Origin of the sequence: Enterobacter cloacae complex sp. P6RS (genome assembly GCF_014982245.1) — a bacterium.
In the GTDB taxonomy this organism is placed as follows: Bacteria; Pseudomonadota; Gammaproteobacteria; order Enterobacterales; family Enterobacteriaceae; genus Enterobacter; species Enterobacter bugandensis.
The window spans coordinates 26254-49862 of the sequence record NZ_JADCLB010000009.1; the positions used below are offsets into that span (position 1 = coordinate 26254).

Here is a 23609-nt window from a genome sequence, read left to right on the forward strand (position 1 = left end):
AACGAGAGGTTTAACGCTCGACGGTCAGGGCAATGCCTTGTCCGCCGCCTACGCACAGGGTGACGAGCCCTTTTTTGACGTCACGGCGCTGCATTTCGTACAGCAGGGTCACGAGGATTCGGCAGCCGGAAGCACCAATCGGATGGCCCAGGGCGATGGCACCGCCGTTAACGTTGACCTTGTGCTCATCCCAGCCGAGCTGCTGGCCCACCGCCAACGCCTGGGCGGCAAAGGCTTCATTGGCTTCAATGAGGTCCACCTCGTCGAGCGTCCAGCCCGCCCGCGCCAGCGCCGTCCGGCAGGCGCTGACCGGGCCCATGCCCATTACTGACGGGTCAACGCCCGTCACGGCGTAACTCACGATGCGGCCAAGGACAGGCAATCCGCTCTCCCGCGCCTTTTCCTCGCTCATCAGCAGCACCGCGGCGGCACCGTCGTTGAGCGTGGAGGCATTCCCCGCCGTGACGGTGCCTTCCTCGTGCAAAAAGGCGGGACGCAACTGCGCAAGCTGCTCTGCGGTAGTGCCTGGTCGGGGCTGTTCGTCACGATCAATAACCAGCGGCGGCTTTTTACCCTGTTTCACCGTCACCGGCGCTATCTCGGCGTCAAGCCGGCCGGACTCAATGGCGGACGCCACTTTTTGCTGCGAGCGGGCGGCGAAGGCGTCCTGCTGCTCGCGGGAAATGTCATACTCGCGGGCGACGTTTTCAGCGGTGATCCCCATGTGGTAATCGTTGAATGCATCCCACAGGCCGTCGGTAATCATGCTGTCCTTGAGGCCGGCATGCCCGAAACGCAGCCCGGCACGTGCGCCGTCCAGCAGATACGGGGCGTTGCTCATGCTCTCCTGACCGCCGGCGATAACCACCTCCGCGTCGCCGCAGCGGATCGCCTGGGCGGCGAGCTGGACCGCTTTTAAGCCCGCGCCGCACACCAGGTTGACGGTGGTCGCCGGCGTGCTGACGGGCAATCCGGCGCCAATGGCCGTCTGGCGGGCGGGGTTTTGCCCGCATCCGGCCGTCAGCACCTGTCCGAAAATCATTTCATCTACCTGTTCGGCGCTGAGACCACTGTTCTCCAGCAGGTGCCGTACCGTGACGGCCCCAAGCTCAACCGCAGAAAGGGACGAGAGCGATCCGCGAAAACTGCCAATGGGGGTTCGCGTTGCCCCGACAATCATGACCTTTTTCATGCTGACCCCTCAGGTGAAGCGCATCTCGCGCACGTCGTCCGCCACAATGATTTTCCCTGCCGTTTTACGCACGATCTCGTCAATACTGACGCCCGGGGCGTATTCCCGCAGGATGAACGCGCCGTCCTGAATTTCCAGCAGCGCGAGATCGGTCAGGACCCGACGGATACAGCCCGCGCCCGTGAGCGGCAGCGTGCAGCGCGGCAGCAGCTTCGACTCACCGCTCTTTGAGGCGTGGGTCATCACCACAATGATGTTCTGCGCCCCGGCAACGAGATCCATCGCGCCGCCCATGCCCTTCACCATCTTTCCGGGGATCATCCACGAGGCGATGTTGCCCTCCACGTCCACTTCAAATGCACCCAGCACGGTCAGGTCCACGTGGCCGCCGCGGATCATGGCAAACGACTGGGCCGAGTCGAAAATGGCTGCGCCGGTCCGCGCGGTCACGGTCTGTTTACCGGCGTTGATCATGTCAGGATCAAGGGTCTGCTCGTCGGGAAAAGCCCCCATCCCCAGCAGGCCGTTTTCCGACTGCAGCATCACGTCCATCCCGTCCGGAATGTAGTTCGCCACCAGGGTAGGGATGCCGATCCCCAGGTTGACGTAATAACCGTCGCGCAGCTCGCGGGCGACGCGCATGGCCATCTGTTCACGGGTTAACATCGTCACACTCCTTGCGCGCGCAGGGTGCGCTGCTCAATGCGTTTTTCAAACTGGCCGACGATCAGCCTGTCGACGTAAATTCCCGGGGTGTGAATGGCCGACGGGGGCAGTTCACCCGGCGGAACAATCTCTTCCACCTCCACCACCGTGATCCGGCCCGCCGTTGCCATCAGTGGATTAAAGTTTTGCGCGGTATGGCGATAGATGACGTTGCCGTACCAGTCCGCTTTCCACCCCTTGATCAGCGCGAAATCGCCGACGATCGCCTCCTCGAGGATGTAGTGCTTGCCCGCGAACTGGCGCACGTCCTTGCCGGTCGCCACGGGCGTGCCGTAGCCGGTGGCCGTATAAAACGCCGGAATACCGGCCCCGCCCGCGCGCACCTTTTCCGCCAGCGTGCCCTGCGGCGTAAGCTCAATTTCCAGCTCGCCGCTCAGCACCTGCTGCTCAAACAGCGCGTTCTCGCCGACGTAAGAGGCCACCACTTTGCGAACCTGCCGCGTTTCGAGCAGTATCCCCAGGCCGAATCCATCCACGCCGCAGTTGTTTGACACCACGGTCAAATCTCTCACCTGACGGCGTCGGACCTCCGCAATCAGGTTCTCCGGAATGCCGCACAGGCCGAAGCCGCCCGCCAGCAAGGTCATTCCGTCCGTCAGCCCGTCCAGCGCCTGCGCATAGCTGCCGACGCGCTTATCCAGTCCTGCCATAGTCATCCCTCCCGTTAACCGTGCCGGTATCATTAGGGGCGGCGACTCATTTGTTAATTTTGAATTTGTGACCCACTCATTTGGTTTTCTTATTAATTTCCTGTTAACTAATTCTTTTCAATTAGTTAACAGGATGAAAAATGAGAATGAGTGTCAAACAGTTACGCGCGTTTTTAGCGGTAGCTCACACTCTCAATTTCGCGCACGCCAGCGAACGCTTAAATCTCTCCCAGCCGGCCCTGAGCCTGACGATTAAAAGTCTGGAAGACGCGCTCGGCGGCCCGCTGCTGCAGCGGAGCACGCGCAAGGTTGCCCTTACGCAGGAAGGGGAGACGTTTCTGCCGATGGCGCGGCAGCTGCTTGCCGACTGGGATAATGTGGAGGAGGCGATGCACCAGTGCTTTACCCTGCAGCGCGGCAAAATCTCGGTCGCGGCGATGCCGTCATTTGCCGCCAACGTTTTACCGGAGGTGCTCAAGGCGTTTCGCGATCGCCACGCCGGGATCAACGTCACCGTGCATGACGTCATTAACGAGCAGGTGATTGAGATGGTGCGGGAAGGGCGGGTTGAGATGGGGATCGCCTTTGAGCCGGCCCCCACGCACAACCTGCTGTTTACACCGCTGGGGCTCGACAGGTTTGTCGCCATTGTGCCGAAGGACTCCGCGCTCGCGGGCAAAAAGCGGCTGGCCTGGGAAGAGCTACTGACGCTGGATTTTATTACCCTGCAGCGCCCATCGGCGGTACGTCTGATGATGGAGGAGGAGCTGGCCCGAAGCGGCAGAAAGCTGGACGTGGCGCTGGAGAGTCATCAGCTGGTGACGGTAGGTCGCATGGTCGCCAGCGGGCTGGGCGGCAGTGCCGTACCGGCGCTCTGCGAAGCGCAGATGACGGCGCTGGGCGCGGTCTGTATACCGCTGGATAACCCGCCCATTGAAAAGTGCATCGGAGCAATCCATCCGGGGCACACGCAGCTCTCTAAAGCGGCGCATGCCCTGCTGGAAACGCTGAAGGATTTTTACCAGCCCGCTCACGGGGCGAGAAATACCTGCGGTACGGGGTGATCCGGATGGCTGCCGACACGCACCTGCGCGCCGTACCAGCGCGCCAGCGTCCCGGCCTGCAGCACGTCCTCCGGTGTGCCACTGGAGACCAGCCTGCCGTTGTGCAACAGCAGAATGCGATCCGCCCACAGCGCCGCCAGATTGAGATCGTGCAGCACCACGCACACGTGGAGATGACCCCGACGGGTCAGGGATTTCATCAGGCGCAGCAGATGCTGCTGGTGGTAGAGATCCAGCGCGGAGGTGGGCTCATCAAGAAACAGCCAGCCGCGCGGGGCTCCGTCGCACCAGAGTTGGGCCAGCGCGCGGGCGAGCTGGATCCGCTGCTGCTCGCCGCCGGAGAGCGTCGAATAGCGTCTGCCCGCCAGCGGTAGACAGCCCGTTATCGCCATCACTTCCTCAACTACCGACGCTTCAGGGGAGCGAGTCCAGGGCGCGCGTCCCATACCGACCACCGCGTCCACCGGCCAGTCGAATCCGGGCTGTGTATTCTGGCGCATCACCGCCCGGTAGCGCGCGAGGGTATCCGGCGGCCAGTCCGCAAGCGGCGTCCCGGCCAGAGTGCAGCGTCCGCTTGCGGGCTTGAGATAGCCGGTAAGCAGCCGCAATAACGTCGATTTCCCGGCACCGTTGGGGCCAATCAGGGCGACCAGCTCACCCTGAGAGAGGGTAAGCGACACATCGTCTATCAGCGTCCGCTGCCCGGCGTTAAAGAAAATCTTCTCTGCACAATAGCGTTCAGCCATGCGTACCTCCGCGACGAAAGATAAGCCACAGGAACCACGGCGCGCCGAGAAGGCTGGTCAATAACCCGACGGGCATCTCCGCCGGAGAGACCAGGGTGCGCGCCAGCGTGTCGGCAACCAGCAGCAGCAGCGCACCGGCCAGCACCGAGCCGGGTACGACGGCCCGGTGGTCGGCCCCCAGCCACATGCGCATCAGGTGCGGCACCACAAGGCCAATAAAGCCGATCACGCCGCTGACGGCTACCGCCGCGGCAACCAGTAGGGCGCTGCACAGCAGCAGGATCCGCTGTACCATCGCAACATCCACCCCGAGATAGTGCGCCTCTTCATCGCCCAGCTGCAGCAGGTTGAGCGGGGCGGCCAGCCGCCAGATAATCAGCACCGCGGGCACCATCAGCGACGTTACCGCCAGCAGGGTGGACCACTGCGCCTGCCCGAGGCTGCCCATTCCCCAGAGGGAAAGCTGGCGAAGCTGGGCATCGTTGCTGAGCCATGAGAGCACCCCGACGGCCGCGCCGCACAGGGCGTTGATGGCGATCCCCACCAGCAGCAGGCGGGACAGGGAGCCGTGACGCTGCTGGCTGAGCAGGAAGATAATAACGGTTGCGGCCAGCGCGCCGAGGAACGCCGCGAGCATCGGGGCATACAGCATCAGCAGGGCAGGTAACGCGGCGGGAATGACCACCCACAGCGCCACCGCCAGCGCCGCGCCGCTGCTGATCCCCAGCAGACCCGGGTCTGCCAGCGGGTTGCGGAAAAGCCCCTGCATCACACAGCCGGCCAGCGCCAGCGCTCCGCCAATCACCAGCGCCAGCAGTACGCGGGGCAGGCGAATGGTAAGCCAGATCTGACGCATGGCCTCATCGCTGCCGCTCCACAGCAGGCTGACCGGCAGGTGCAGTGCCCCAAACCCGGTCGCGGTGAGCGTCATGATGCTCAGGATCGCAGCCAGCATCCACAACGACAAGGCGATCCGCCGGGACATCAGGGCAGTTGCTCCGCTTTGGCGCGCAGCTGCTGGATGGCATCCGGCGTTCGCACGCTGAAGCCCAGCAGCGCCATATCATCAATCGCCAGCATCTGCCTGTTCCGTCCCGCCGGGGTTTGCGCCAGACCGGGCAGCTTCCACAGGTTTTCTTCGCCGCCCAGCGCGTTCACGCCGTCCTGCGAAATCACCACCAGATCGGGCTGGCTGGCAATGACCCCTTCCTGAGACAGCGGCTGATAGCGGGTGAATCCCTGCATCGCGTTCTGCAGCCCGGCTGCACGGATGGCAGCGTCTGCGCCGGTCTGCTGCCCGGCGGCCATTGCGGTCATTCCCCCGTGGTTGAGGATAAACAGCACCCGCTTGTTGAGGGGTGCGGAGGGCAGGGCCGCCAGCGCCTGACGCAGCGTGTGGCGCAGGGCTTCCCCCTCGGCTTCATGGTGCGTAGCGTTGGCAATCACCCGAACCTTTTCCTCAATGACGCTCAGGTCGTTGCGGCCGGGAACGGTTACTACCCTGACGTGACTTTGTTCAACCTGCTTCAACGCCAGAGACGGCTGCGCCTGGTCGCTGGCCAGCACCAGCGTGGGGCGCATGGACAAAATGCCTTCGGCGTTAAGCTGGCGTAAATATCCCACGTCAGGCAGATCGTTTGCCGCCTGCGGCCACTGGCTGGTGCTGTCGCGCGCGACCAGCGAAGACTGCGCGCCAAGCGCGTAGACAATCTCCGTCACGTCGCCGCCAAGGGCGACAATTTTCTCCTGCGCGGCGGCAAACGCCACCAGAGGCAGGGCGCTCAGCAGGGCTAACCACGTTTTCATGCGGCCAGCCCTTTTGGCGTCAGGGCGTCAATCTGGCTGCGCCACTGGCTCTGCTCCGGCTCACCTTCGGTACGCTGGCCGTAAAGCTGGGCGATTTGCGTGCCGTCGGCGGCAAACAGCTCCAGGCTGGTGACGTGGCCGTCAGCCGTGGGTTTGCGCGTCACCCAGCTCTCTGCGATCGTCTCCTCCAGCAGATGCAGAGTAAAGGCAGGGTTAAAGACGTTCAGCCAGCCTTTCATCGGCACGACTTTTTCCACCGCGCCGGTGAAGATCTGCACGCAGCCGCGGTTGCCGACGAAGACCATGATTTCGTTGCCGTCCCGGCGTGCCGCTTCCAGCAGCTGTGCCAGCGCGCTGTTCTCAACCTTACAGGCCAGGTCGTCGCCCACCAGGCGAAACGCCTGCTGACGGCTGAGATTGTGGCGTTTGAGCAGGCTGAAGAACTGATGCACGTCGGTCATGGCGCGCCACTCCTTGTCCACGAGAGCGGCATCCGCGTTTTCGGCGTGAGCCGGGACATCCCCAGCGCTCAGCTCAAGCGGCGGGTTATCGGCAAAGATAAAGCGGGTCAGCACGTCGCCCCATGCGGTAAGGTCGGTGTTGTCCGTGGTGTAGACCTTCAGCACCGCATCGCCCTGACGATCGAAGAACTGAATGCTCTGTCGCTCGCCGCGGGCGGTGGTTTCGCTGAGGTGAAACGCGCTCGCCCACTGGTTGAGGAACAGGCGCAGATCCAGCGCGCGCGGGTTCAGCACCAGCCCGGCGTGGCCGTTCAGGTGCTGGTTGGTGAAGCTGCCCACCTGCTCGTGAACGGCATACTCGTTGCGGCAGATGCACTTGGTTTCACCCACGGCTTCCAGCGCGCCCAGGATATCGCGGATTTCGCCGCGCAGTCGCCAGGCGTCATGGCCCACGCGGGAAAAGGTCAGTTCCGCTTCGCTGATGTTCATTAACCCTGCGATGTCTCGCGCATACTTACCCGGATTTTCTTCTTTTAGCTCAAGCCAGCGTGCGTAGTGATGCATTGTCTTATCCTTCTGAAGAGTGGCCCCGAAGGGAATTACCACTGATAGCTTACGAAAATCTTGCCGTTACGACCGTCCTGCGGAATACCCTGCGGAGACCAGTACTCCTTATCGAAGGCGTTGCCGAGCACCAGCGTGGTGGTGACGCCCTTGAGCTGCTCCTGGCCCTTATAGCTGACGTAGAAATCGTTAACCGCATAGCCCGGCTGCTTGCTGTAGCTGCTGCTGACGTGGGTTGAGCGATCGGCAAAGGTGCCGATCCAGCCCACGGAGAAACCGCTTTGCGCCACCGGAACGTCCAGCTTGCTGGTGACGGTGTCCGGGTTAATGCTGGAGATGTACTCGCCCGTATCGGTGTCTTTCCCGCGCGTGCGGTTATAGGCCACGTCGAGGCTAAACAGATCGGCCGAGTATTTTGCCATCATGTCCCAGCCCCAGATTTTGGCGTTCGGAACGTTGTACGACATGGTGGTCGCCGCGGCAAAATCGACGGTTGTGGAGATATAGTCTTTGGCTTTGGTATCGAAATAGCTGGCCTTAAACTCCAGCGCATCGTTGGCAAGCATCAGATCGTCAAAGCGCAGGCCAAAACCAAACTCCTGCGTTTCGTTGGTTTCCGGGCGCAGGTTCGGGTTCGGCACCCAGTAGTTGGTGTAGAAGCGGCCAATGGAGAAGTGTTTGGCGTCGTTATACATCTCACCCATGGTCGGCGCGCGGAAGGCCTGCGCGTAAGATCCGAACAGCATCAGCCAGTCGGTGGGGCTGACGGTTAACCCGGCGCGGGAGGACCATTTATCGGCATCGACATCGTCGTAGCCATTGCTGCTGCCGCGGTAGTTGTCATACCGCGTGCCGCCCAGCAAGGTGATCGGCAGATCGCGCAGGGTGATTTCATCCTGCAGCCAGCCGGAGCTGAAGTCGATTTTCGCCTCCGGGAAGCCGGTCGTGGACCCGCCCGGACGCTGCTCCTGACGATAATATTCTCCGCCGTAGGTCAGCAGGTGAGAGGCAAAAGAGTCGCTGAACAGGCGGGTACGGTTTTCCACCTTGCCGCCTTTGGTGGTCTGCTTGCGGAACTCGCCGGTGCTGTCGATGTTCTGGGCATTAATGCGCGCTTCGGACCAGTAAACCTTCGCATCGGCGTTCAGCCAGTCGTATCCTTCCGGCGCAATGTGGTAGCCAACCTGCGCATCGCGCTGGATGGTGGAGCGGTCGGTCATCGGGTTGCTGCTATTGGCATCAGAGGTTTGCGGGTTTTTCGGCTCCTGCGCGGCGTTGTTGTAGTAGCGCAGGGCGCCGCTCAGCGTCTGGGCCTGGTCGATTTTCCAGCTGCCTTTCGCCAGCATATTATTGATGGATTCGTCGTTCGGCGCCGTCGCACCGTCGCTCTGGCGGATATCGCCGCGGTCGCGGCTGGACCACGATACCAGGCCGTCCAGGGTATCGGTACGGCCATAGGCGCTGGCCCCCAGGCCGAGGCTGTGGTCCCCCGTTGCGCCGGTACCAAACACGCGATAACCGCTGTTTTTGCCCGGTTCCAGCAGATCTTTGGCGTCGACGGTGTCATAGGAGATGACACCACCCAGCGCGCCGCTGCCGTAGAGCAGCGCAGACGGACCGCGCACCACTTCAATACGTTTAATCAGCGCCGGATCGAGGAACGTGCTGTTGAGGTGCCCGGTGTCGGTACCCTGGCGCACGCCGTCGACCAGCACCAGAACGCCGCGGCGGTCGTAGCCGCGCAGGTTAACGTCCTGACCGTTGGTGCGGCCGGTGCCGTCCAGCGTCAGACCGGGCACGTTGCTCAGCAGGTCGGCGGCAGAGCTGGCGGTCTGTTTTTCCGGGGCGGTGGCGTCAACCACGCTCACCATCATCGGGGCTTCGAAAGCGCTACGGGCGTTGCCTGTGGCGGTGACGGTTATTTCATCTGCGGCAGCAAACGCGGCGCCCGGCAGGGTGCTGACAATCGCCAGCGCCAGAAGGGACGGGCGTAAACGTGCGGTATGCAGGTGTAGCATAGCAACTCTCCATAAAGTATCGAAAGCGCTGGCTGCCTGGGGATCACCTGGGTGGCTGGCGAAAGTTTTGGTTTATTTTGTGAGGATCAGTTTTCCGGCATTCGTCTGGCGCAGCAGATACTGCTGGCCGTCATGCTCGATAATCACCCGGCCTTCCTCACCCAACAGGCTTTTGCTGTCGATGCGGCGATCGGTGGAAGCAGGGGATGGCGCTGTGTGTGTTTTTACTGGCGTTGCCGCGCTGTTATCGGTCGGTGACATAATGTTTATAAATAACAATCAATGTAACAATGATAATCATTATCAATAAACTGCAAATTCACGGCAAGCGTTTTTGTGAAAATTGTGTGACGGGATCAAATTCAGGAGGAGGAAATGCGGCCTGATGCCCTCACCCGAGCCCTCTCCCACAGGGAGAGGGGCGCGAACCGTAGGTCGGGTAAGCGCAGCGCCACCCGACAATAACATCAGAAGCGAGAATCAACCGCCGCTGCCAGCTTCTCCAGCAGCAGCTCGCTGTCTTCCCAGCTCAGGCACGGGTCGGTGATCGACTGACCGTATACCATCTGCTGGCCGGCAACGATTTTCTGCGTGCCTTCTTTGATAAAGCTTTCGGCCATGATCCCGGCAACGGCGGTCGAGCCGCTGCGGATCTGCTGACAGACCTCATCGCAGACGTCAAGCTGGCGGCGATGCTGCTTCTGGCAGTTGCCGTGGCTGAAATCTACCACCAGATGTTCCGGCAGGTCGAATTCGGCCAGCGTTTCACAGGCGGCAGCGATGTCTTGTGCATGGTAATTAGGCTTCTTCCCGCCGCGCATAATGATATGCCCATACGGGTTACCGCTGGTCTGGTAGATGGTCATATGGCCGTTCTTGTCCGGCGACAGGAACATATGGCTGGCACGCGAGGCGCGGATCGCATCGACCGCAATCCGGGTGTTGCCGTCGGTCCCGTTTTTGAAGCCGACCGGACAGGAGAGGGCTGAGGCCATCTCGCGGTGGATTTGGCTTTCGGTAGTGCGCGCGCCAATCGCGCCCCAGCTGATCAGATCGGCGATAAACTGCCCGGTCACCATGTCGAGAAACTCGGTGGCCGTCGGCACGCCCAGCTCGTTGACCTGCAACAGCAGCTTGCGCGCCAGCTCGATGCCGTGGTTTACGCGATAGCTGCCGTTAAGGTCAGGGTCGGAAATCAGTCCCTTCCAGCCCACCACGGTACGCGGTTTTTCAAAGTAGGTGCGCATCACAATCTCAAGGCGATGCTGGTATTTGTCCCGCAGCCCCTGAAGTCGTTTTGCATAATCCATCGCGGCATCCAGATCGTGGATGGAGCAGGGCCCAATCACCACCAGAAGACGCTTGTCTTCACCATTGAGGATTTTTTCAATGCGGCGGCGGGAGGCCGTCACATGTTCCGCGACCGCGGCGGAAACGGGGTGCCGCTCGGCCAGTTCAGCCGGGGTGACCAGGCTGTCTATGCGCGCCGTGCGGAGTTCATCGGTTTTATTCATGACTTGTCTCAGAAAATTTTTGCTTCATCGGCAGACTACCGGGAAGTGATGGGCATCACATTAAACCAATCCCTGCTGATTTCAAGTTCGGGGCGACACCGCCCCGCTGTTGAAAAGGATGATACATGAATCTGAGTTAATGTACTAGCTTATTAGTACATGCGGCGGTTAAGCCCCATGATGTCGAGAATTTTGGTGGCGATCTCTTCTACCGAATAGTTCGTGCTGTTCAGCCACGGGATCTGGTTTTTGCGGTACAGGGCTTCCACTTCGGAAACCTCCATGCGGCACTGGCGCATCGAGGCGTAGCGGCTGTTCTCGCGGCGCTCTTCGCGGATCGCCGCGAGACGTTCCGGGTTAATCGTCAGGCCGAACAGCTTGTGCTGCAGCGGCTTGAGCGCAGCGGGCAGCACCAGGTTATCCATATCGTCGGCAATAAAGGGGTAGTTTGCGGCGCGGATGCCGAACTGCATCGCCAGATAGAGGCTGGTCGGCGTTTTGCCGCAGCGCGACACGCCGAGCAAAATCACCTGCGCCTGGTCGAGGTTGCGCAGCGAGATCCCGTCGTCGTGCGCCAGGGTGTAGTCGATGGCGGCAATACGCGCGTCATATTTGGTCAGGTTGCCGGGGTTCAGCCCGTGGGTGCGGTGCGCGATAGGGGTCGGGTCAAGCTTAAGCTCGCTCTGGAGCGGGGCCACCAGCGCCTGCACGATATCCTGGCAAAAGCCTTCACTTTGCAAAATGATGTGGCGAATCTCAGGAATAACGATGGAGTAGAACACCAGCGGGCGCACGCCGGTCTGCTGGAAGATGGCGTCAATCTGGTCTTTCACCGCTTTGGCACGGCTCTCATTTTCCACAAACGGCAGCGTGATGCTGTTAATCGAAACGGGGAATTGCGACATCACCGCGTGGCCCAGCACCTCGGCGGTGATCGCCGTACCATCAGAAATATAAAAAACGTGACGATCGACAGCATTATCCATTTTACCCACCCTGAATATCATACCTAATTGTCTGAAAGCATAAATTAAAAAAGTTAATTACACAGCAAAGAAGTTATCTGAATTTAAAATGAAATGATGTTTTTGATTTTCCTGAAAAGCGGATTTCATTTTTCAAATAGCGACTTTATTTTTGTGGTTTCTGGCTGAATATAGAGGAATCATCAGCTTATTGGCTGGTGGGAAACTATCCGAAAAGTTGAAAATTTAAATTGCTTACACGATTCACCGTTTTTTTAGCGCAAATAATTATGCCAGTATAAATACGTAGTCAGGTGTTACTTACTCCGATCAAATATCACAAAAGGATTGTTTCGATGTCCAACAATGGCTCGTCACCGCTGGTGCTTTGGTATAACCAACTCGGCATGAATGATGTAGACAGAGTTGGGGGCAAAAATGCCTCCCTGGGTGAAATGATTACAAATCTGTCCGGTATGGGTGTCTCCGTACCAAACGGGTTTGCCACGACCGCCGACGCGTTTAACCTGTTTTTAGACCAGAGCGGTGTAAACCAGCGCATTTACGACCTGCTGGATAAAACGGATATTGATGACGTCACCGAGCTTGCCAAAGCCGGGGCGCAGATCCGCCAGTGGATCATCGACACACCTTTCCAGCCGGAACTGGAAAAAGCTATCCATGACGCGTACAACCAGCTCTCCGCTGACGACGCGCAGGCCTCCTTTGCCGTACGTTCTTCCGCGACCGCAGAAGACATGCCGGACGCGTCGTTTGCCGGGCAGCAGGAAACCTTCCTGAACGTTCAGGGCTACGATGCGGTGCTGGTGGCGGTGAAGCACGTGTTTGCTTCCCTGTTCAACGACCGCGCCATCTCTTATCGCGTGCATCAGGGCTATGACCATCGCGGCGTGGCGCTCTCCGCGGGCGTGCAGCGCATGGTGCGCTCGGACGTGGGTTCCTCCGGCGTGATGTTCTCCATTGATACCGAATCCGGCTTCGACCAGGTGGTGTTCATCACCTCCGCGTGGGGCCTGGGTGAGATGGTCGTGCAGGGCGCGGTGAACCCTGACGAATTCTACGTACACAAGCCTACGCTTGCCGCGGGCCGTCCGGCGGTGGTGCGCCGCACCATGGGCTCGAAAAAAATCCGCATGATTTATGCCCCAACCCAGGAGCATGGCAAGCAGGTTAAGATTGAAGATGTGCCGCAGGAGCAGCGCGACCGCTTCTCCCTGACCGACGCCGAAGTGCAGGAGCTGGCGAAGCAGGCGGTGCAGATTGAGAAACACTATGGCCGTCCGATGGATATCGAATGGGCGAAAGACGGGAACACCGGCAAGCTGTTTATCGTTCAGGCGCGCCCGGAAACCGTTCGCTCTCGCGGCCAGGTGATGGAGCGTTATACGCTGCACGCGCAGGGTAAAATCGTGGCGGAAGGCCGCGCCATCGGTCACCGCATCGGTGCCGGTCCGGTCAAAGTGATCCACGACATCAGCGAGATGAACCGTATTGAGCCAGGCGACGTGCTGGTGACCGACATGACCGACCCGGACTGGGAACCGATCATGAAGAAAGCGTCGGCCATCGTCACCAACCGCGGCGGCCGTACCTGCCACGCGGCGATTATTGCCCGCGAGCTGGGGATCCCGGCGGTTGTCGGCTGCGGTGACGCCACCGAGCGCATGAAGGACGGGCAGAACGTGACCGTCTCCTGTGCCGAAGGCGACACCGGCTACGTCTACGCCGATATCCTTGACTTCAGCGTGAAGAGCTCCAGCGTGGATACCATGCCGGATCTGCCGCTGAAGATCATGATGAACGTGGGTAACCCGGACCGCGCGTTTGACTTCGCCTGCCTGCCGAACGAAGGCGTTGGCCTGGCGCGTCTGGAATTCATCATTAACCGCATGATCGGCGTTCACCCGCGCGCGCTGCTTGAGTTTGACGACCAGGACGCGAAGCTGCAGAACGAAATCCGCGAGATGATGAAAGGTTACGACTCGCCGAAAGAGTTCTACGTCGGCCGTCTGACCGAAGGGATCGCCACGCTGGGCGCAGCGTTCTACCCGAAACGCGTGATCGTGCGTCTGTCTGACTTTAAGTCTAACGAATACGCTAACCTTGTGGGCGGCGAGCGCTACGAGCCGGAAGAAGAGAACCCGATGCTGGGCTTCCGCGGGGCCGGACGCTACGTGTCCGACAGCTTCCGCGACTGCTTCGCGCTGGAGTGCGAGGCGGTGAAACGCGTGCGCAACGACATGGGGCTGACCAACGTCGAAATCATGATCCCGTTCGTGCGTACCGTGGATCAGGCGAAAGCGGTGGTGGACGAGCTGGCGCGTCAGGGCCTGAAGCGCGGCGAAAACGGGCTGAAGATCATCATGATGTGTGAGATCCCGTCCAACGCCCTGCTGGCCGAGCAGTTCCTGGAGCACTTCGACGGCTTCTCTATCGGCTCGAACGACATGACTCAGCTGACGCTGGGCCTGGACCGCGACTCCGGCGTGGTTTCTGAGCTGTTCGACGAGCGTAACGAGGCGGTGAAAGCGCTGCTTTCCATGTCCATCCGCGCGGCGAAGAAGCAGGGTAAATACGTCGGGATTTGCGGTCAGGGACCATCCGACCATGAAGACTTTGCCGCCTGGCTGATGGAAGAGGGGATTGACAGCCTCTCCCTGAACCCGGACACGGTAGTGCAAACCTGGCTGAGCCTGGCGGAACTGAACAAGTAACGGCAACACGATCGCAAAAAGGCGAGGATTTTATTCCTCGCCTTTTTTATTTCACCTCTAATTTGCTCCCCATCACAAATAATCTAAAAAACCAAATATCATAATTTGTCTGTTAATTAAGACAATTGTTAGTGCGCAACGCGTTGCTAATACTTGAGCCTTACTGCGCATTTCCCTTCAGATGATGCGCAACTGGTTGAAATACGTTTTAACCTGATAAAAAGGCAAACAACAATGACACTTTCCTCTGTATTGCGTACCAAAGATAAAATAGGTTATGGCTTAGGTGATATGGCCAGCGCGCTGGTCTGGCAAACGGCCACATTATTTCTTGCTTATTTCTATACCGACGTTTTTGGTTTGCCTGCCGCGATCATGGGTACTATGTTTTTAGTGGTGCGCGTGGTTGATGCGTTTGTCGACCCGTGTATTGGCGCGCTGGTTGACCGCACGCAGACGCGTCACGGCCGTTTCCGTCCCTGGCTGCTGTGGTTTGCTATTCCCTTTGGCGTAAGCTGCCTTATTACCTTCTACGTACCGGACGTCGGGCCGACGGCAAAAATTATTTATGCCTGCGTGACCTACGCGATTTTAAGTCTGATTTACTCCGCCATTAACGTGCCTTACTGCGCCATGCCGGGCGCGCTGACGCTGGATCCGCGCGAGCGTCACTCCCTTCAGTCCTGGCGTTTTGGCCTGTCATTTATTGGCGGGTTGATCGTAACGGTTATCGCTCTGCCGCTGGTCTCATTGTTGGGCCAGGGCAACGTGCAGAAAGGCTATTTCTTTGCCATGAGCCTGATGGGGCTGCTGGGAATTGTGCTGTTCTTTTGCTGTTTCCTGATGACCCGCGAGCGTTATTCCCCGCGCAATGATACCTCCGGCTCCATGCTCACCGATTTAAAACTGCTGGCCGGTAACAGCCAGTGGCGCATTGTGTTTGTGTTTAATATTTTGCTGTTAACGGCGGTGGTGACGCGCGGCTCTGCCACCATGTATTACGTCAACTATGTACTGTTGCGCCCGGAGCTGGTTTTTGCCTTTATTGTTTCTGGCATGGTGGCCTCGCTAAGCGGCGCGTTATTATCTGAACGCCTGCTGGGGAAATTTGACCGCGTACGCGCCTATCAGTGGACGATAATGTCCTTCGTCATTTTCGGCGCGCTGATTTTCTTCCTGCCGCCTTCGCAGGTGTGGCTAATCTTTGGCCTTAACATCGTCTTTAGCTTTATTCAAAACCTCACAACGCCGCTCCAGTGGACCATGTTCTCTGATGTGGTCGACTACGAAGAGCATCGTAGCGGCCGCCGTCTGGACGGGCTGGTCTTCTCTACCGCACTGTTCGCCATCAAGTTTGGCCTTGCGCTGGGTGGGGCAGTGGTCGGCTGGGTGCTCGGCATGGTGGATTACGCCCCGGGCCAGGCAGCCCAGGCGCCGCACGTGCTCTCCACCATCAACGCGCTGTTCACCCTTATTCCGTGCGCGCTGTTCCTCTGCATGGTGGCGCTGCTTTCCATCTACAAGCTCAACAGCCGGCTGGTGGATTCCATCGCCCGGGAGCTGGCCAGCAAGCGTGAGGTAAGACCCGACGCGGGGCAGCTCAGCCCGGCAACCCCTTCCGTACTACAGGAGTAAAATATGACTGCTATCTATAAGGACGCGGGACGTCCCGTGCACGAGCGCGTCGCTGATTTACTGGCGCGCATGACCCCGGAAGAGAAGTTCGCCCAGATGCACGCCTACTGGCTGATCCTTGATGAAAACGGCAACCACCGGGAGCGCAGCGATTTGAGCGATGAATTTGCTGGCGTCAGCGAGCAGGCGGCGCTGAGCGAACGGCTAAAACTGGGCGTCGGGCAGATCACCCGTCCGCTCGGCACCCACATCGTTGACGCGAAAACCGGGGTGCGCGCGGCTAACCGCCTGCAGCGCATGATGATGGAAGAGACGCGGCTTGGCATTCCGGCGTTGTTCCACGAGGAGTGCCTGGTGGGGCTGCTGTGCAAAGACGCCACCCTGTTCCCGTCCTCGCTCAACTACGGCTCGACCTGGGACCCGGAGCTGGTGCAGCGCGCGGCAGAGCAGATCGGTAAAGAGGCGCGTTCCGTCGGTTGCCAGCAGGGGCTGGCGCCGGTGCTGGACGTTTCCCGCGACGTCCGGTGGGGGCGAACCGAAGAGACCTTCGGGGAAGATCCCTGGCTGGTGGGCGTGATGGCAACCGCCTGGGTGAAAGGGTTACAGGGCGACAAGCGCGATCTGCTGGCGACGCTCAAGCATTACGTGGGCCACTCGTTCAGCGAAGGGGCGCGCAACCACGCCCCGGTGCATCTTGGTTTTAGCGAGCTGAACGACACCTTCCTGCTGCCGTTTGAAATGGCGGTCAAGCTGGCAAACGCCGGTTCGGTCATGCCCGCCTACCACGACATCGATAACCAGCCGGGGCACAGCGACAGCTTCCTGTTGACCACCGTCCTGCGCGAACAGTGGGGCTTCGACGGCATTATTGTGGCGGACTACGGCGGCGTCAGCCTGCTGCACCAGCACCACGGGATTTCCCACGACGCAGCGGAGTCTGCCGCGCTGGCGTTTAACGCCGGGCTGGACGTTGAGCTGCCGAAAGATGACTGCGCACGCCATCTGGCGGAAGCGGTAGAGCGCGGGCTGATCTCTATGGCGAAAGTCGATGAGATCGTGGCGCGTACGCTGACCGAAAAATTCCGTCTCGGCCTGTTTGAGAACCCGTATGCCGATGAAAACGGCATCGATCTGCAAAATGAGATGACCCGCCAGGTGGCGCGGGAGGTGGCGACAAAATCGATCACGCTACTGGAAAACAACGGCATTCTGCCGCTGAACGGTAAACCCCGCGTGGCGGTAGTTGGGCCGACGGCAGACGATCCGCTGGCGTTACTCAGCGGGTATAGCTTCCCGGTGCATCTGATCATCAGCGATATGGTTGAGGAAACCTCGCAGGTGACGACCCCGCGCGCGGCGCTGGAGCAGTACCTGGGTGCATCGAACGTGCGCTACGCGAAAGGGTGCCACATTATTGAAAAACGGATGGCGGGTGCGCCGGTCTTCCCGGGCGACAGCGGCGGCAAGCCAATGCAGCAGTCTCCGGTGTCGCAAAGTACCGCACTTATCCCCGAGGCGGTCAGCGCCGCACAGGAGAGTGACGTGGTGGTGGCCTGCGTGGGCGATCTCGCCGGGCTGTTCCAGAGCGGCACGGTAGGGGAAGGCTCCGATACTGACTCCCTGAATCTGCCGGGCGTGCAGCAACAGCTGCTGGAGGCGCTGGTGGCGACGGGCAAACCGGTGATCGTCGTAATGACCGGCGGGCGTCCGTACAACCTTCAGGGGCTGGAGGAGAAGATTGCCGCGCTGATGATGGCCTGGGCGCCGGGACAGGAAGGGGGCTGGGCGATTGCCGATGTGTTAACCGGTCGCGCGGAGCCGCAGGGCCGGCTGGTGGTCAGCGTGCCGAAAAGCGCCGGGGCGATGCCGTTCTACTATAACCACAAGCTGAAAAGCGGCGGCACGCCGTTCGCGTTCCATTTCGGTGCGCGTTACCCGTTTGGTTTCGGCCTCGGCTGGACGCAGTTTAGCTGGGGCACTGCCCGCGTCGCTGAAAGCAGCGTGCCGGTCGACGGTGAGGTGACGCTGAGCGTGGATATCACCAATACCGGCGAGCGCAGCGGCAGCGAGGTGGTGCAGGTCTACGTGCGGGACAAGGTCGCCACCCAGGTGCGCCCGCTTCAGGAGCTTAAGGCCTTCCAGCGCGTCACGCTCTCGCCGGGCGAAACCGCCACGCTCACCTTCACGCTGCCGGTTGAGATGTTCAACTTTACCCGCCGGGACGGGAAACGCATCGTTGAGCCGGGCGAGTTTGAACTGCAGATTGGCGCATCGTCGGCGGATATCCGCCAGGCGGTGGCGGTCAATGTGACGGGGGAAACGCGGGTGCTGCCTGCTGAGTGGCGGATGCTCAGTACCTGTGAGGTTAAGCGCGCGTAGTCAGGATAAAAAAAAGCCCATCGTGGGAGATGGGCAAAGACTACACACAGCAATTCGTTGTTTCACTCAGGGGATTTCCATGCTTATAAATCAAGGTGTTGATTTATAACCGTGAGCTAATAGTAGGCATTGTAATTTTTAGCGTCGATCAGATTCGTCTCAATAGTTAAAGAGACGTAAAGATTTCTTGAGAATAATAGCGGACTTAGTGCTGAAATGGCGGGTCTGACCAGTGTGCAACGAATAAATACTTTAGCGGTGTTAAAGTATTGTGCGGGATAATGTAGGCCGGGTAAGCGTAAGCACCACCCGGCAACAAGGCTTAATGGGTATTCTTTTCTTCCAGCTCGTCCAGCTCGCTCAGAATCACGTCCGGGTCGGTTCCAGGCGGCGGCACTTCATGAACCCAGGCGGAGAACAGACGCCAGGTAACGGCGAGCAGCACTGGGCCAATGAACAGACCGATCATCCCGAATGCAATCAACCCGCCGATAACCCCGGAGAGGATCAGGATCAGCGGCAGGTCTGCGCCCATGCGGATGAGGATGGGGCGAATCACGTTATCCATGGTGCCAACCACGCAGCTCCAGACCAGCAGAACCGTTCCCCACGTGGTATCACCCGTCCAGTAAAGCCAGATAATGCTCGGAACCAGCACCAGCAGCGGCCCCAGTTGCGCAAGGCAGGTCATCAGCATGACTACGGTAAAGACGGTGGCGTACGGTACGCCGGAAATCGCCAGGCCGATACCGCCCAGCACCGCCTGCACCAGCGCCGTCACCACGACGCCCAGGGCGACCGCGCGCACGGCCTGCGCGGCCAGCAGCACCGCGGCGTCACCCCGTTTTCCCGCCAGGCGGGTGGCAAAGTGACGAACGCCTAAAGCCACCTGCTCACCGCGCCAGTAAAGCAGGGCGCTGAAGACCAGCATCAGGGTACAGTGCATCATAAAGCGGCCGATATGTGCGGCCTGACCGACAAACCAGGTGGTGGTGGTGCCAATATACGGACGCACTTTCGCCATCAGCGCGCTGCCGCCCATCTCCAGCAGGCTATGCCAGCCGCTGTAAAGTTTAGCGCCCACGACCGGAATGCTGTTCAGCCAGCCGAGGTCCGGCAGCGTCAGGTCGCCGCTTGTCACGGCGCGGATCACCGGGCCGCTGGAGTCGACAAGGCTGTTTACCAGCAGCGCAATTGGAATAATAAACAGCAGGAACAGCAGCAGCGTCATCACCAGCACGGCCAGCCCGCGGCGGCCAAACAGCAGTTTCTGCAAGCGCAGCAGCAAAGGCCACGTGGCGACGACAACGGTCGCAGCCCAGGCGAAGCCGAGAATAAAAGGTTGAACAATCCACAGACACGCAATAATCATGAGGGCCAGGAACAGCACCGACAGCAGAATTTGCGCAACATCCCTGGGCTGGCGAAGATTGACCATAAATGAAATTTTCCTTAAAAGAACGCCAGTACCACTGGCGGGAATGGAAAACCGCGTCTCTCTTATCATTAGCGATCGCAGCGGTTTTTGACAGGCGAATTCTGCCTGTAATTCAGCAGAGATTATAAGAAAAAAATGTGATAAAACTTTTAAGATACACGCAAACGATTCCCACAACTCTAATTAGGGTCGACAGTAATGATCCCACAGATTTCTCAGGCACCTGGCGTCGTTCAGCTGGTGCTTAATTTTTTGCAGGCACTGGAGCAACAGGGTTTTACAGGTGATACCGCCACGAACTATGCCGACAGGCTGACGATGGCAACCGATAACAGTATCTACCAGCTTCTTCCCGATGCGGTCGTTTTCCCTCGTTCCACGGCCGACGTGGCGCTTATCGCCCGGCTGGCAACGCAGGAGCGGTTTGCCTCTCTGGTCTTCACGCCGCGCGGCGGTGGCACCGGAACCAACGGTCAGGCGCTGAACCAGGGCATCATTATTGATATGTCGCGCTATATGAACCGCATCATTGAGATCAACCCCGAAGAGGGATGGGTGCGGGTTGAGGCGGGCGTTATCAAAGATCAGCTTAATCAGTACCTCAAGCCTTACGGCTACTTTTTTGCCCCTGAACTCTCCACCAGCAACCGAGCAACCATTGGGGGGATGATCAACACCGATGCCTCCGGGCAGGGGTCGCTGGTCTACGGTAAAACCTCCGATCACGTGCTGGGCGTGCGGGCAGTATTGTTAGGCGGCGATATCCTTGATACCCAGCCGATGCCGGTCGAACTGGCGGAAACGCTGGGTAAAGATAACACCGCCAGCGGGCGCATCTACCGCACCGTGCTGGAGCGCTGCCGCGACAACCGCCAGCTTATTCTCGACAAATTCCCCAAACTGAACCGCTTCTTAACGGGCTACGACCTGCGCCACGTGTTTAACGACGACCTGACGCAGTTTGATTTAACCCGCGTGCTGACCGGCTCCGAAGGAACGCTGGCGTTTATTACCGAGGCGCGGCTGGATATCACCCGCCTGCCGAAGGTGCGTCGCCTGGTGAACGTCAAATATGACTCCTTCGACTCCGCGCTGCGCAATGCGCCGTTTATGGTGGAAGCGCAGGCGCTGTCGGTGGAAACCGTCGACTCTAAGGTGCTGAATCTGGCGCGGGAAGATATCGTCTGGCACTCCGTGCGCGAGCTGATTACCGACGTGCCGGACAAAGAGATGCTTGGCCTCAACATCGTGGAATTTGCCGGTGATGACGCGGAGCTGATTGAAAGCCAGGTGACGACGCTCTGCCAGCGCCTGGATGAGCTGATTGCTCATGGCGAAGGCGGCGTGATTGGCTGGCAGCTTTGTCACGATCTGGCCGGTGTAGAGCGTATTTACGCCATGCGTAAAAAAGCCGTGGGTCTGCTTGGCAATGCGAAAGGGGCGGCGAAGCCGATTCCGTTTGCCGAAGACACCTGCGTGCCGCCCGAGCATCTGGCGGATTATATCGTCGAGTTTCGCGCCCTGCTGGATAGCCACGGCCTGAGCTATGGCATGTTCGGCCACGTGGATGCCGGGGTGCTTCACGTGCGTCCGGCGCTGGACATGTGCGACCCGCAGCAGGAGATCCTGATGAAGCAGATCTCCGACGACGTCGTGGCCTTGACCGCCAAATACGGCGGTCTGCTGTGGGGGGAGCACGGGAAAGGGTTCCGCGCGGAATACAGCCCGGCGTTCTTCGGGGAGCAGCTTTACGCGGAGCTGCGCAAGGTCAAAGCGGCGTTCGACCCGGATAACCGCCTCAATCCCGGGAAAATCTGCCCGCCTGAAGGGGTAGACGCGCCGATGCTCCAGGTGGATGCCGTTAAGCGCGGTACGTATGACAGACAGATCCCGATTGCGGTGCGCTCGTCCTGGCGCGGCGCGATGGAGTGTAACGGCAACGGCCTGTGCTTTAACTTTGACGTGAAAAGCCCGATGTGCCCGTCAATGAAAATCACCAGCAACCGCATTCACTCGCCAAAAGGGCGTGCGACGCTGGTGCGCGAGTGGCTGCGTTTGCTGGCGGACCGTGGCGTCGATCCCCTGAAGCTGGAGCAGGAGCTGCCGGAAAAACGGGCCAGCCTGCGCTCGCTGATTGAGCGCACCCGCAACAGCTGGCATGCCAATAAGGGCGAGTATGATTTCTCCCATGAGGTGAAAGAGGCGATGTCCGGCTGTCTGGCCTGTAAAGCCTGCTCTACCCAGTGCCCGATTAAAATCGACGTGCCGGAATTCCGCTCGCGCTTCCTGCAGCTCTACCACACCCGCTATCTGCGCCCGGTGCGCGATCATCTGGTGGCGACGGTGGAAAGCTACGCGCCGCTGATGGCGCGCGCGCCGAAGACCTTTAACTTCTTTATCAATCAGCCGCTGGTGCGCAAGCTTTCCGAAAAGCATATCGGCATGGTCGATCTGCCGTTGTTGTCGGTGCCGTCGCTGCAGCGCCAGCTCGTCGGCCACCGCTCGGCGAACATGACCCTGGAGCAGCTCGAAGCGCTTACTCCTGAGCAAAAAGCGAAGGTGGTGCTGGTGGTCCAGGATCCGTTCACCAGCTACTACGACGCGCAGGTGGTCGCTGACTTCATCCGCCTGGTTGAAAAACTGGGCTATCAGCCTGTAGTGCTGCCGTTCTCGCCAAACGGCAAGGCGCAGCACATTAAAGGCTTCCTGAACCGCTTTGCGAAAACGGCGCAAAAAACCGCTGATTTTCTCAACCGGATCGCCGAACTTGGGATGCCGATGGTTGGCGTCGATCCGGCGCTGGTGCTTTGCTATCGCGATGAATACAAGCAGACGCTGGGTGATAAGCGCGGCGATTTCCACGTCATGCTGGTGCACGAGTGGCTGCCGGCAGCCCTGGAAGAGAAGGCCATTCAGGAGGCTGGCGGTGAACCGTGGTATCTGTTCGGACACTGTACGGAAGTGACGGCGCTGCCCGGCGCCCCGGCGCAATGGGCGTCTATTTTTGCGCGTTTCGGCGCGAAGCTGGAGAGCGTCAGCGTGGGCTGCTGCGGTATGGCGGGCACCTACGGCCACGAGGTGAAAAACCACGCCAACTCGCTCGGCATCTATGAGCTGTCGTGGCATCAGGCGATGCAGCGATTGCCAAGAAACCGCTGCCTGGCGACGGGCTACTCCTGCCGCAGCCAGGTGAAACGGGTTGAGGGTAACGGCGTACGCCACCCATTACAGGCTTTACTGGAGATAATTGGATGATCTGGAAACGTGCCGTCACGCTGCAGGCGCTAAACGCCATGGGCGAGGGGAATATGGTGGGGCTGCTGGATATCCAGTTCACCCGCATTGGGGAAGACGATCTGGAGGCGACGATGCCTGTCGATAGTCGCACCCATCAGCCGTTTGGCCTGTTGCACGGCGGGGCTTCCGTCATGCTGGCGGAAACCCTGGGCTCCGTCGCGGGATATCTCTGCACCGAAGGCGAACAGAAGGTGGTCGGGCTTGAGGTGAATGCCAACCACATTCGCTCGGTGCGCAGCGGGCGCGTGCGCGGTATCTGCCGCGCCCTGCACGCTGGCAGCCGCCACCAGGTGTGGCAGATTGATATTCTCGACGAGCAGGATCGCCTGTGCTGCTCGTCGCGTCTGACGACGGCGGTCGTGTAAAGTTTTCAGATGAATTGCCTTTGGTCAAAAACTAGCCAGTGTGTTGTGATATAC

General features: G+C 59.8%; 18 protein-coding genes and 1 other RNA gene. 6 read left to right on the forward strand and 13 right to left on the reverse strand.

Translation table 11 applies throughout. The features are described 5' to 3' along the window. Nucleotides 1-10: 10 nt before the first annotated feature. Genes INF73_RS05590 through INF73_RS05600 form a run of 3 tightly spaced genes read right to left on the reverse strand, consistent with a single transcriptional unit; the run spans nucleotide 11 to nucleotide 2568 of the window. The gene (locus tag INF73_RS05590) at nucleotides 11-1192 is read right to left on the reverse strand and encodes an acetyl-CoA C-acetyltransferase (protein ID WP_193542788.1); all 1182 of its coding nucleotides are present in this window, start codon (nucleotides 1190-1192) and stop codon (nucleotides 11-13) included. Between the two features lie 9 nt (nucleotides 1193-1201). Then, complete coding sequence (locus INF73_RS05595; protein ID WP_041910432.1) at nucleotides 1202-1858, reverse strand: CoA transferase subunit B; 657 nt, start codon at nucleotides 1856-1858, stop codon at nucleotides 1202-1204. Between the two features lie 2 nt (nucleotides 1859-1860). After that, entirely contained in the window at nucleotides 1861-2568 is a 708-nt protein-coding gene (locus INF73_RS05600; RefSeq protein ID WP_028012827.1) for a CoA transferase subunit A, read from the reverse strand. Between the two features lie 140 nt (nucleotides 2569-2708). Between INF73_RS05600 and INF73_RS05605 the strand changes: the two genes are divergently transcribed. Next, the gene (locus INF73_RS05605; RefSeq protein WP_032644866.1) at nucleotides 2709-3632 is read left to right on the forward strand and encodes a LysR family transcriptional regulator; all 924 of its coding nucleotides are present in this window, start codon (nucleotides 2709-2711) and stop codon (nucleotides 3630-3632) included. Here INF73_RS05605 and INF73_RS05610 read toward each other — a convergent pair. From INF73_RS05610 to INF73_RS05645, 8 genes are all read right to left on the reverse strand, one after another. Then, nucleotides 3599-4378: a heme ABC transporter ATP-binding protein gene (locus tag INF73_RS05610; protein WP_193542786.1), complete on the reverse strand. Its 780-nt coding sequence runs from the start codon at nucleotides 4376-4378 to the stop codon at nucleotides 3599-3601. The two genes, INF73_RS05605 and INF73_RS05610, sit on opposite strands and share 34 nt — an antisense overlap. After that, nucleotides 4371-5363: an iron ABC transporter permease gene (locus tag INF73_RS05615; protein ID WP_045261574.1), complete on the reverse strand. Its 993-nt coding sequence runs from the start codon at nucleotides 5361-5363 to the stop codon at nucleotides 4371-4373. The genes INF73_RS05610 and INF73_RS05615 overlap by 8 nt, the downstream gene beginning before the upstream one ends. Then, nucleotides 5363-6184, reverse strand: coding sequence for a hemin ABC transporter substrate-binding protein (locus INF73_RS05620; RefSeq protein ID WP_193542785.1), 822 nt, complete (start codon nucleotides 6182-6184; stop codon nucleotides 5363-5365). Before INF73_RS05620 ends, INF73_RS05615 begins: the two co-directional genes overlap by 1 nt. Then, a complete protein-coding gene (locus INF73_RS05625; protein WP_193052883.1) occupies nucleotides 6181-7209 on the reverse strand; it encodes a hemin-degrading factor in 1029 nt (342 codons plus the stop codon). Before INF73_RS05625 ends, INF73_RS05620 begins: the two co-directional genes overlap by 4 nt. A 35-nt stretch (nucleotides 7210-7244) precedes the next feature. Further along, nucleotides 7245-9227, reverse strand: a complete 1983-nt coding sequence (locus tag INF73_RS05630; RefSeq protein WP_193542783.1) for a TonB-dependent hemoglobin/transferrin/lactoferrin family receptor — start codon at nucleotides 9225-9227, stop codon at nucleotides 7245-7247. Between the two features lie 72 nt (nucleotides 9228-9299). Continuing rightward, the gene (gene hemP / locus INF73_RS05635) at nucleotides 9300-9488 is read right to left on the reverse strand and encodes a hemin uptake protein HemP (protein ID WP_028012833.1); all 189 of its coding nucleotides are present in this window, start codon (nucleotides 9486-9488) and stop codon (nucleotides 9300-9302) included. A gap of 206 nt (nucleotides 9489-9694) precedes the next feature. Continuing rightward, nucleotides 9695-10741 carry a 3-deoxy-7-phosphoheptulonate synthase AroH gene (gene aroH / locus INF73_RS05640; RefSeq protein ID WP_049138946.1) on the reverse strand — a complete coding sequence of 349 codons (1047 nt, stop codon included), beginning with the start codon at nucleotides 10739-10741 and terminating at the stop codon, nucleotides 9695-9697. A 152-nt stretch (nucleotides 10742-10893) separates the two neighbouring features. Continuing rightward, nucleotides 10894-11727: a pyruvate, water dikinase regulatory protein gene (locus INF73_RS05645; protein WP_028012835.1), complete on the reverse strand. Its 834-nt coding sequence runs from the start codon at nucleotides 11725-11727 to the stop codon at nucleotides 10894-10896. Nucleotides 11728-12062: 335 nt separating this feature from the next. On the opposite strand from INF73_RS05645, the gene ppsA reads away from it, so the two are divergent. The 3 genes from ppsA to INF73_RS05660 all read left to right on the forward strand — a co-directional run bounded on the left by ppsA (nucleotide 12063) and on the right by INF73_RS05660 (nucleotide 18455). Continuing rightward, nucleotides 12063-14441, forward strand: coding sequence for a phosphoenolpyruvate synthase (gene ppsA / locus INF73_RS05650; protein ID WP_028012836.1), 2379 nt, complete (start codon nucleotides 12063-12065; stop codon nucleotides 14439-14441). A 234-nt stretch (nucleotides 14442-14675) separates the two neighbouring features. Next, nucleotides 14676-16076 carry an MFS transporter gene (locus INF73_RS05655; protein ID WP_193542781.1) on the forward strand — a complete coding sequence of 467 codons (1401 nt, stop codon included), beginning with the start codon at nucleotides 14676-14678 and terminating at the stop codon, nucleotides 16074-16076. Nucleotides 16077-16079: 3 nt separating this feature from the next. Beyond that, nucleotides 16080-18455, forward strand: a complete 2376-nt coding sequence (locus tag INF73_RS05660; RefSeq protein ID WP_193542779.1) for a glycoside hydrolase family 3 N-terminal domain-containing protein — start codon at nucleotides 16080-16082, stop codon at nucleotides 18453-18455. A 5-nt stretch (nucleotides 18456-18460) separates the two neighbouring features. On the opposite strand, the gene rprA is transcribed toward INF73_RS05660, so the two are convergent. Together rprA and ydiK are read right to left on the reverse strand one after the other, a co-directional pair. After that, nucleotides 18461-18568: antisense sRNA RprA (rprA, locus tag INF73_RS05665), an RNA gene on the reverse strand. A 209-nt stretch (nucleotides 18569-18777) separates the two neighbouring features. Further along, the gene (gene ydiK, locus INF73_RS05670) at nucleotides 18778-19893 is read right to left on the reverse strand and encodes an AI-2E family transporter YdiK (RefSeq protein ID WP_048960742.1); all 1116 of its coding nucleotides are present in this window, start codon (nucleotides 19891-19893) and stop codon (nucleotides 18778-18780) included. Between the two features lie 198 nt (nucleotides 19894-20091). On the opposite strand from ydiK, the gene INF73_RS05675 reads away from it, so the two are divergent. Continuing rightward, nucleotides 20092-23148, forward strand: a complete 3057-nt coding sequence (locus INF73_RS05675) for an FAD-binding and (Fe-S)-binding domain-containing protein (protein ID WP_193542777.1) — start codon at nucleotides 20092-20094, stop codon at nucleotides 23146-23148. Further along, nucleotides 23145-23555, forward strand: coding sequence for a 1,4-dihydroxy-2-naphthoyl-CoA hydrolase (gene menI / locus INF73_RS05680; protein ID WP_193542775.1), 411 nt, complete (start codon nucleotides 23145-23147; stop codon nucleotides 23553-23555). The genes INF73_RS05675 and menI overlap by 4 nt, the downstream gene beginning before the upstream one ends. The last annotated feature ends 54 nt before the right edge of the window (nucleotides 23556-23609 follow it).

Coding starts and splice junctions, on each gene's coding strand:
- INF73_RS05610 (WP_193542786.1), bottom strand. CDS start 4,378: ATGGCTGAACGCTATTGTGCAGAGAAGATTTTCTTTAACGCCGGGCAG.
- INF73_RS05595 (WP_041910432.1), bottom strand. CDS start 1,858: ATGTTAACCCGTGAACAGATGGCCATGCGCGTCGCCCGCGAGCTGCGC.
- INF73_RS05630 (WP_193542783.1), bottom strand. CDS start 9,227: ATGCTACACCTGCATACCGCACGTTTACGCCCGTCCCTTCTGGCGCTG.
- INF73_RS05615 (WP_045261574.1), bottom strand. CDS start 5,363: ATGTCCCGGCGGATCGCCTTGTCGTTGTGGATGCTGGCTGCGATCCTG.
- INF73_RS05605 (WP_032644866.1), top strand. CDS start 2,709: ATGAGAATGAGTGTCAAACAGTTACGCGCGTTTTTAGCGGTAGCTCAC.
- INF73_RS05645 (WP_028012835.1), bottom strand. CDS start 11,727: ATGGATAATGCTGTCGATCGTCACGTTTTTTATATTTCTGATGGTACG.
- ydiK (WP_048960742.1), bottom strand. CDS start 19,893: ATGGTCAATCTTCGCCAGCCCAGGGATGTTGCGCAAATTCTGCTGTCG.
- INF73_RS05600 (WP_028012827.1), bottom strand. CDS start 2,568: ATGGCAGGACTGGATAAGCGCGTCGGCAGCTATGCGCAGGCGCTGGAC.
- INF73_RS05620 (WP_193542785.1), bottom strand. CDS start 6,184: ATGAAAACGTGGTTAGCCCTGCTGAGCGCCCTGCCTCTGGTGGCGTTT.
- INF73_RS05660 (WP_193542779.1), top strand. CDS start 16,080: ATGACTGCTATCTATAAGGACGCGGGACGTCCCGTGCACGAGCGCGTC.
- hemP (WP_028012833.1), bottom strand. CDS start 9,488: ATGTCACCGACCGATAACAGCGCGGCAACGCCAGTAAAAACACACACA.
- INF73_RS05675 (WP_193542777.1), top strand. CDS start 20,092: ATGATCCCACAGATTTCTCAGGCACCTGGCGTCGTTCAGCTGGTGCTT.
- INF73_RS05655 (WP_193542781.1), top strand. CDS start 14,676: ATGACACTTTCCTCTGTATTGCGTACCAAAGATAAAATAGGTTATGGC.
- INF73_RS05625 (WP_193052883.1), bottom strand. CDS start 7,209: ATGCATCACTACGCACGCTGGCTTGAGCTAAAAGAAGAAAATCCGGGT.
- INF73_RS05590 (WP_193542788.1), bottom strand. CDS start 1,192: ATGAAAAAGGTCATGATTGTCGGGGCAACGCGAACCCCCATTGGCAGT.
- ppsA (WP_028012836.1), top strand. CDS start 12,063: ATGTCCAACAATGGCTCGTCACCGCTGGTGCTTTGGTATAACCAACTC.
- menI (WP_193542775.1), top strand. CDS start 23,145: ATGATCTGGAAACGTGCCGTCACGCTGCAGGCGCTAAACGCCATGGGC.
- aroH (WP_049138946.1), bottom strand. CDS start 10,741: ATGAATAAAACCGATGAACTCCGCACGGCGCGCATAGACAGCCTGGTC.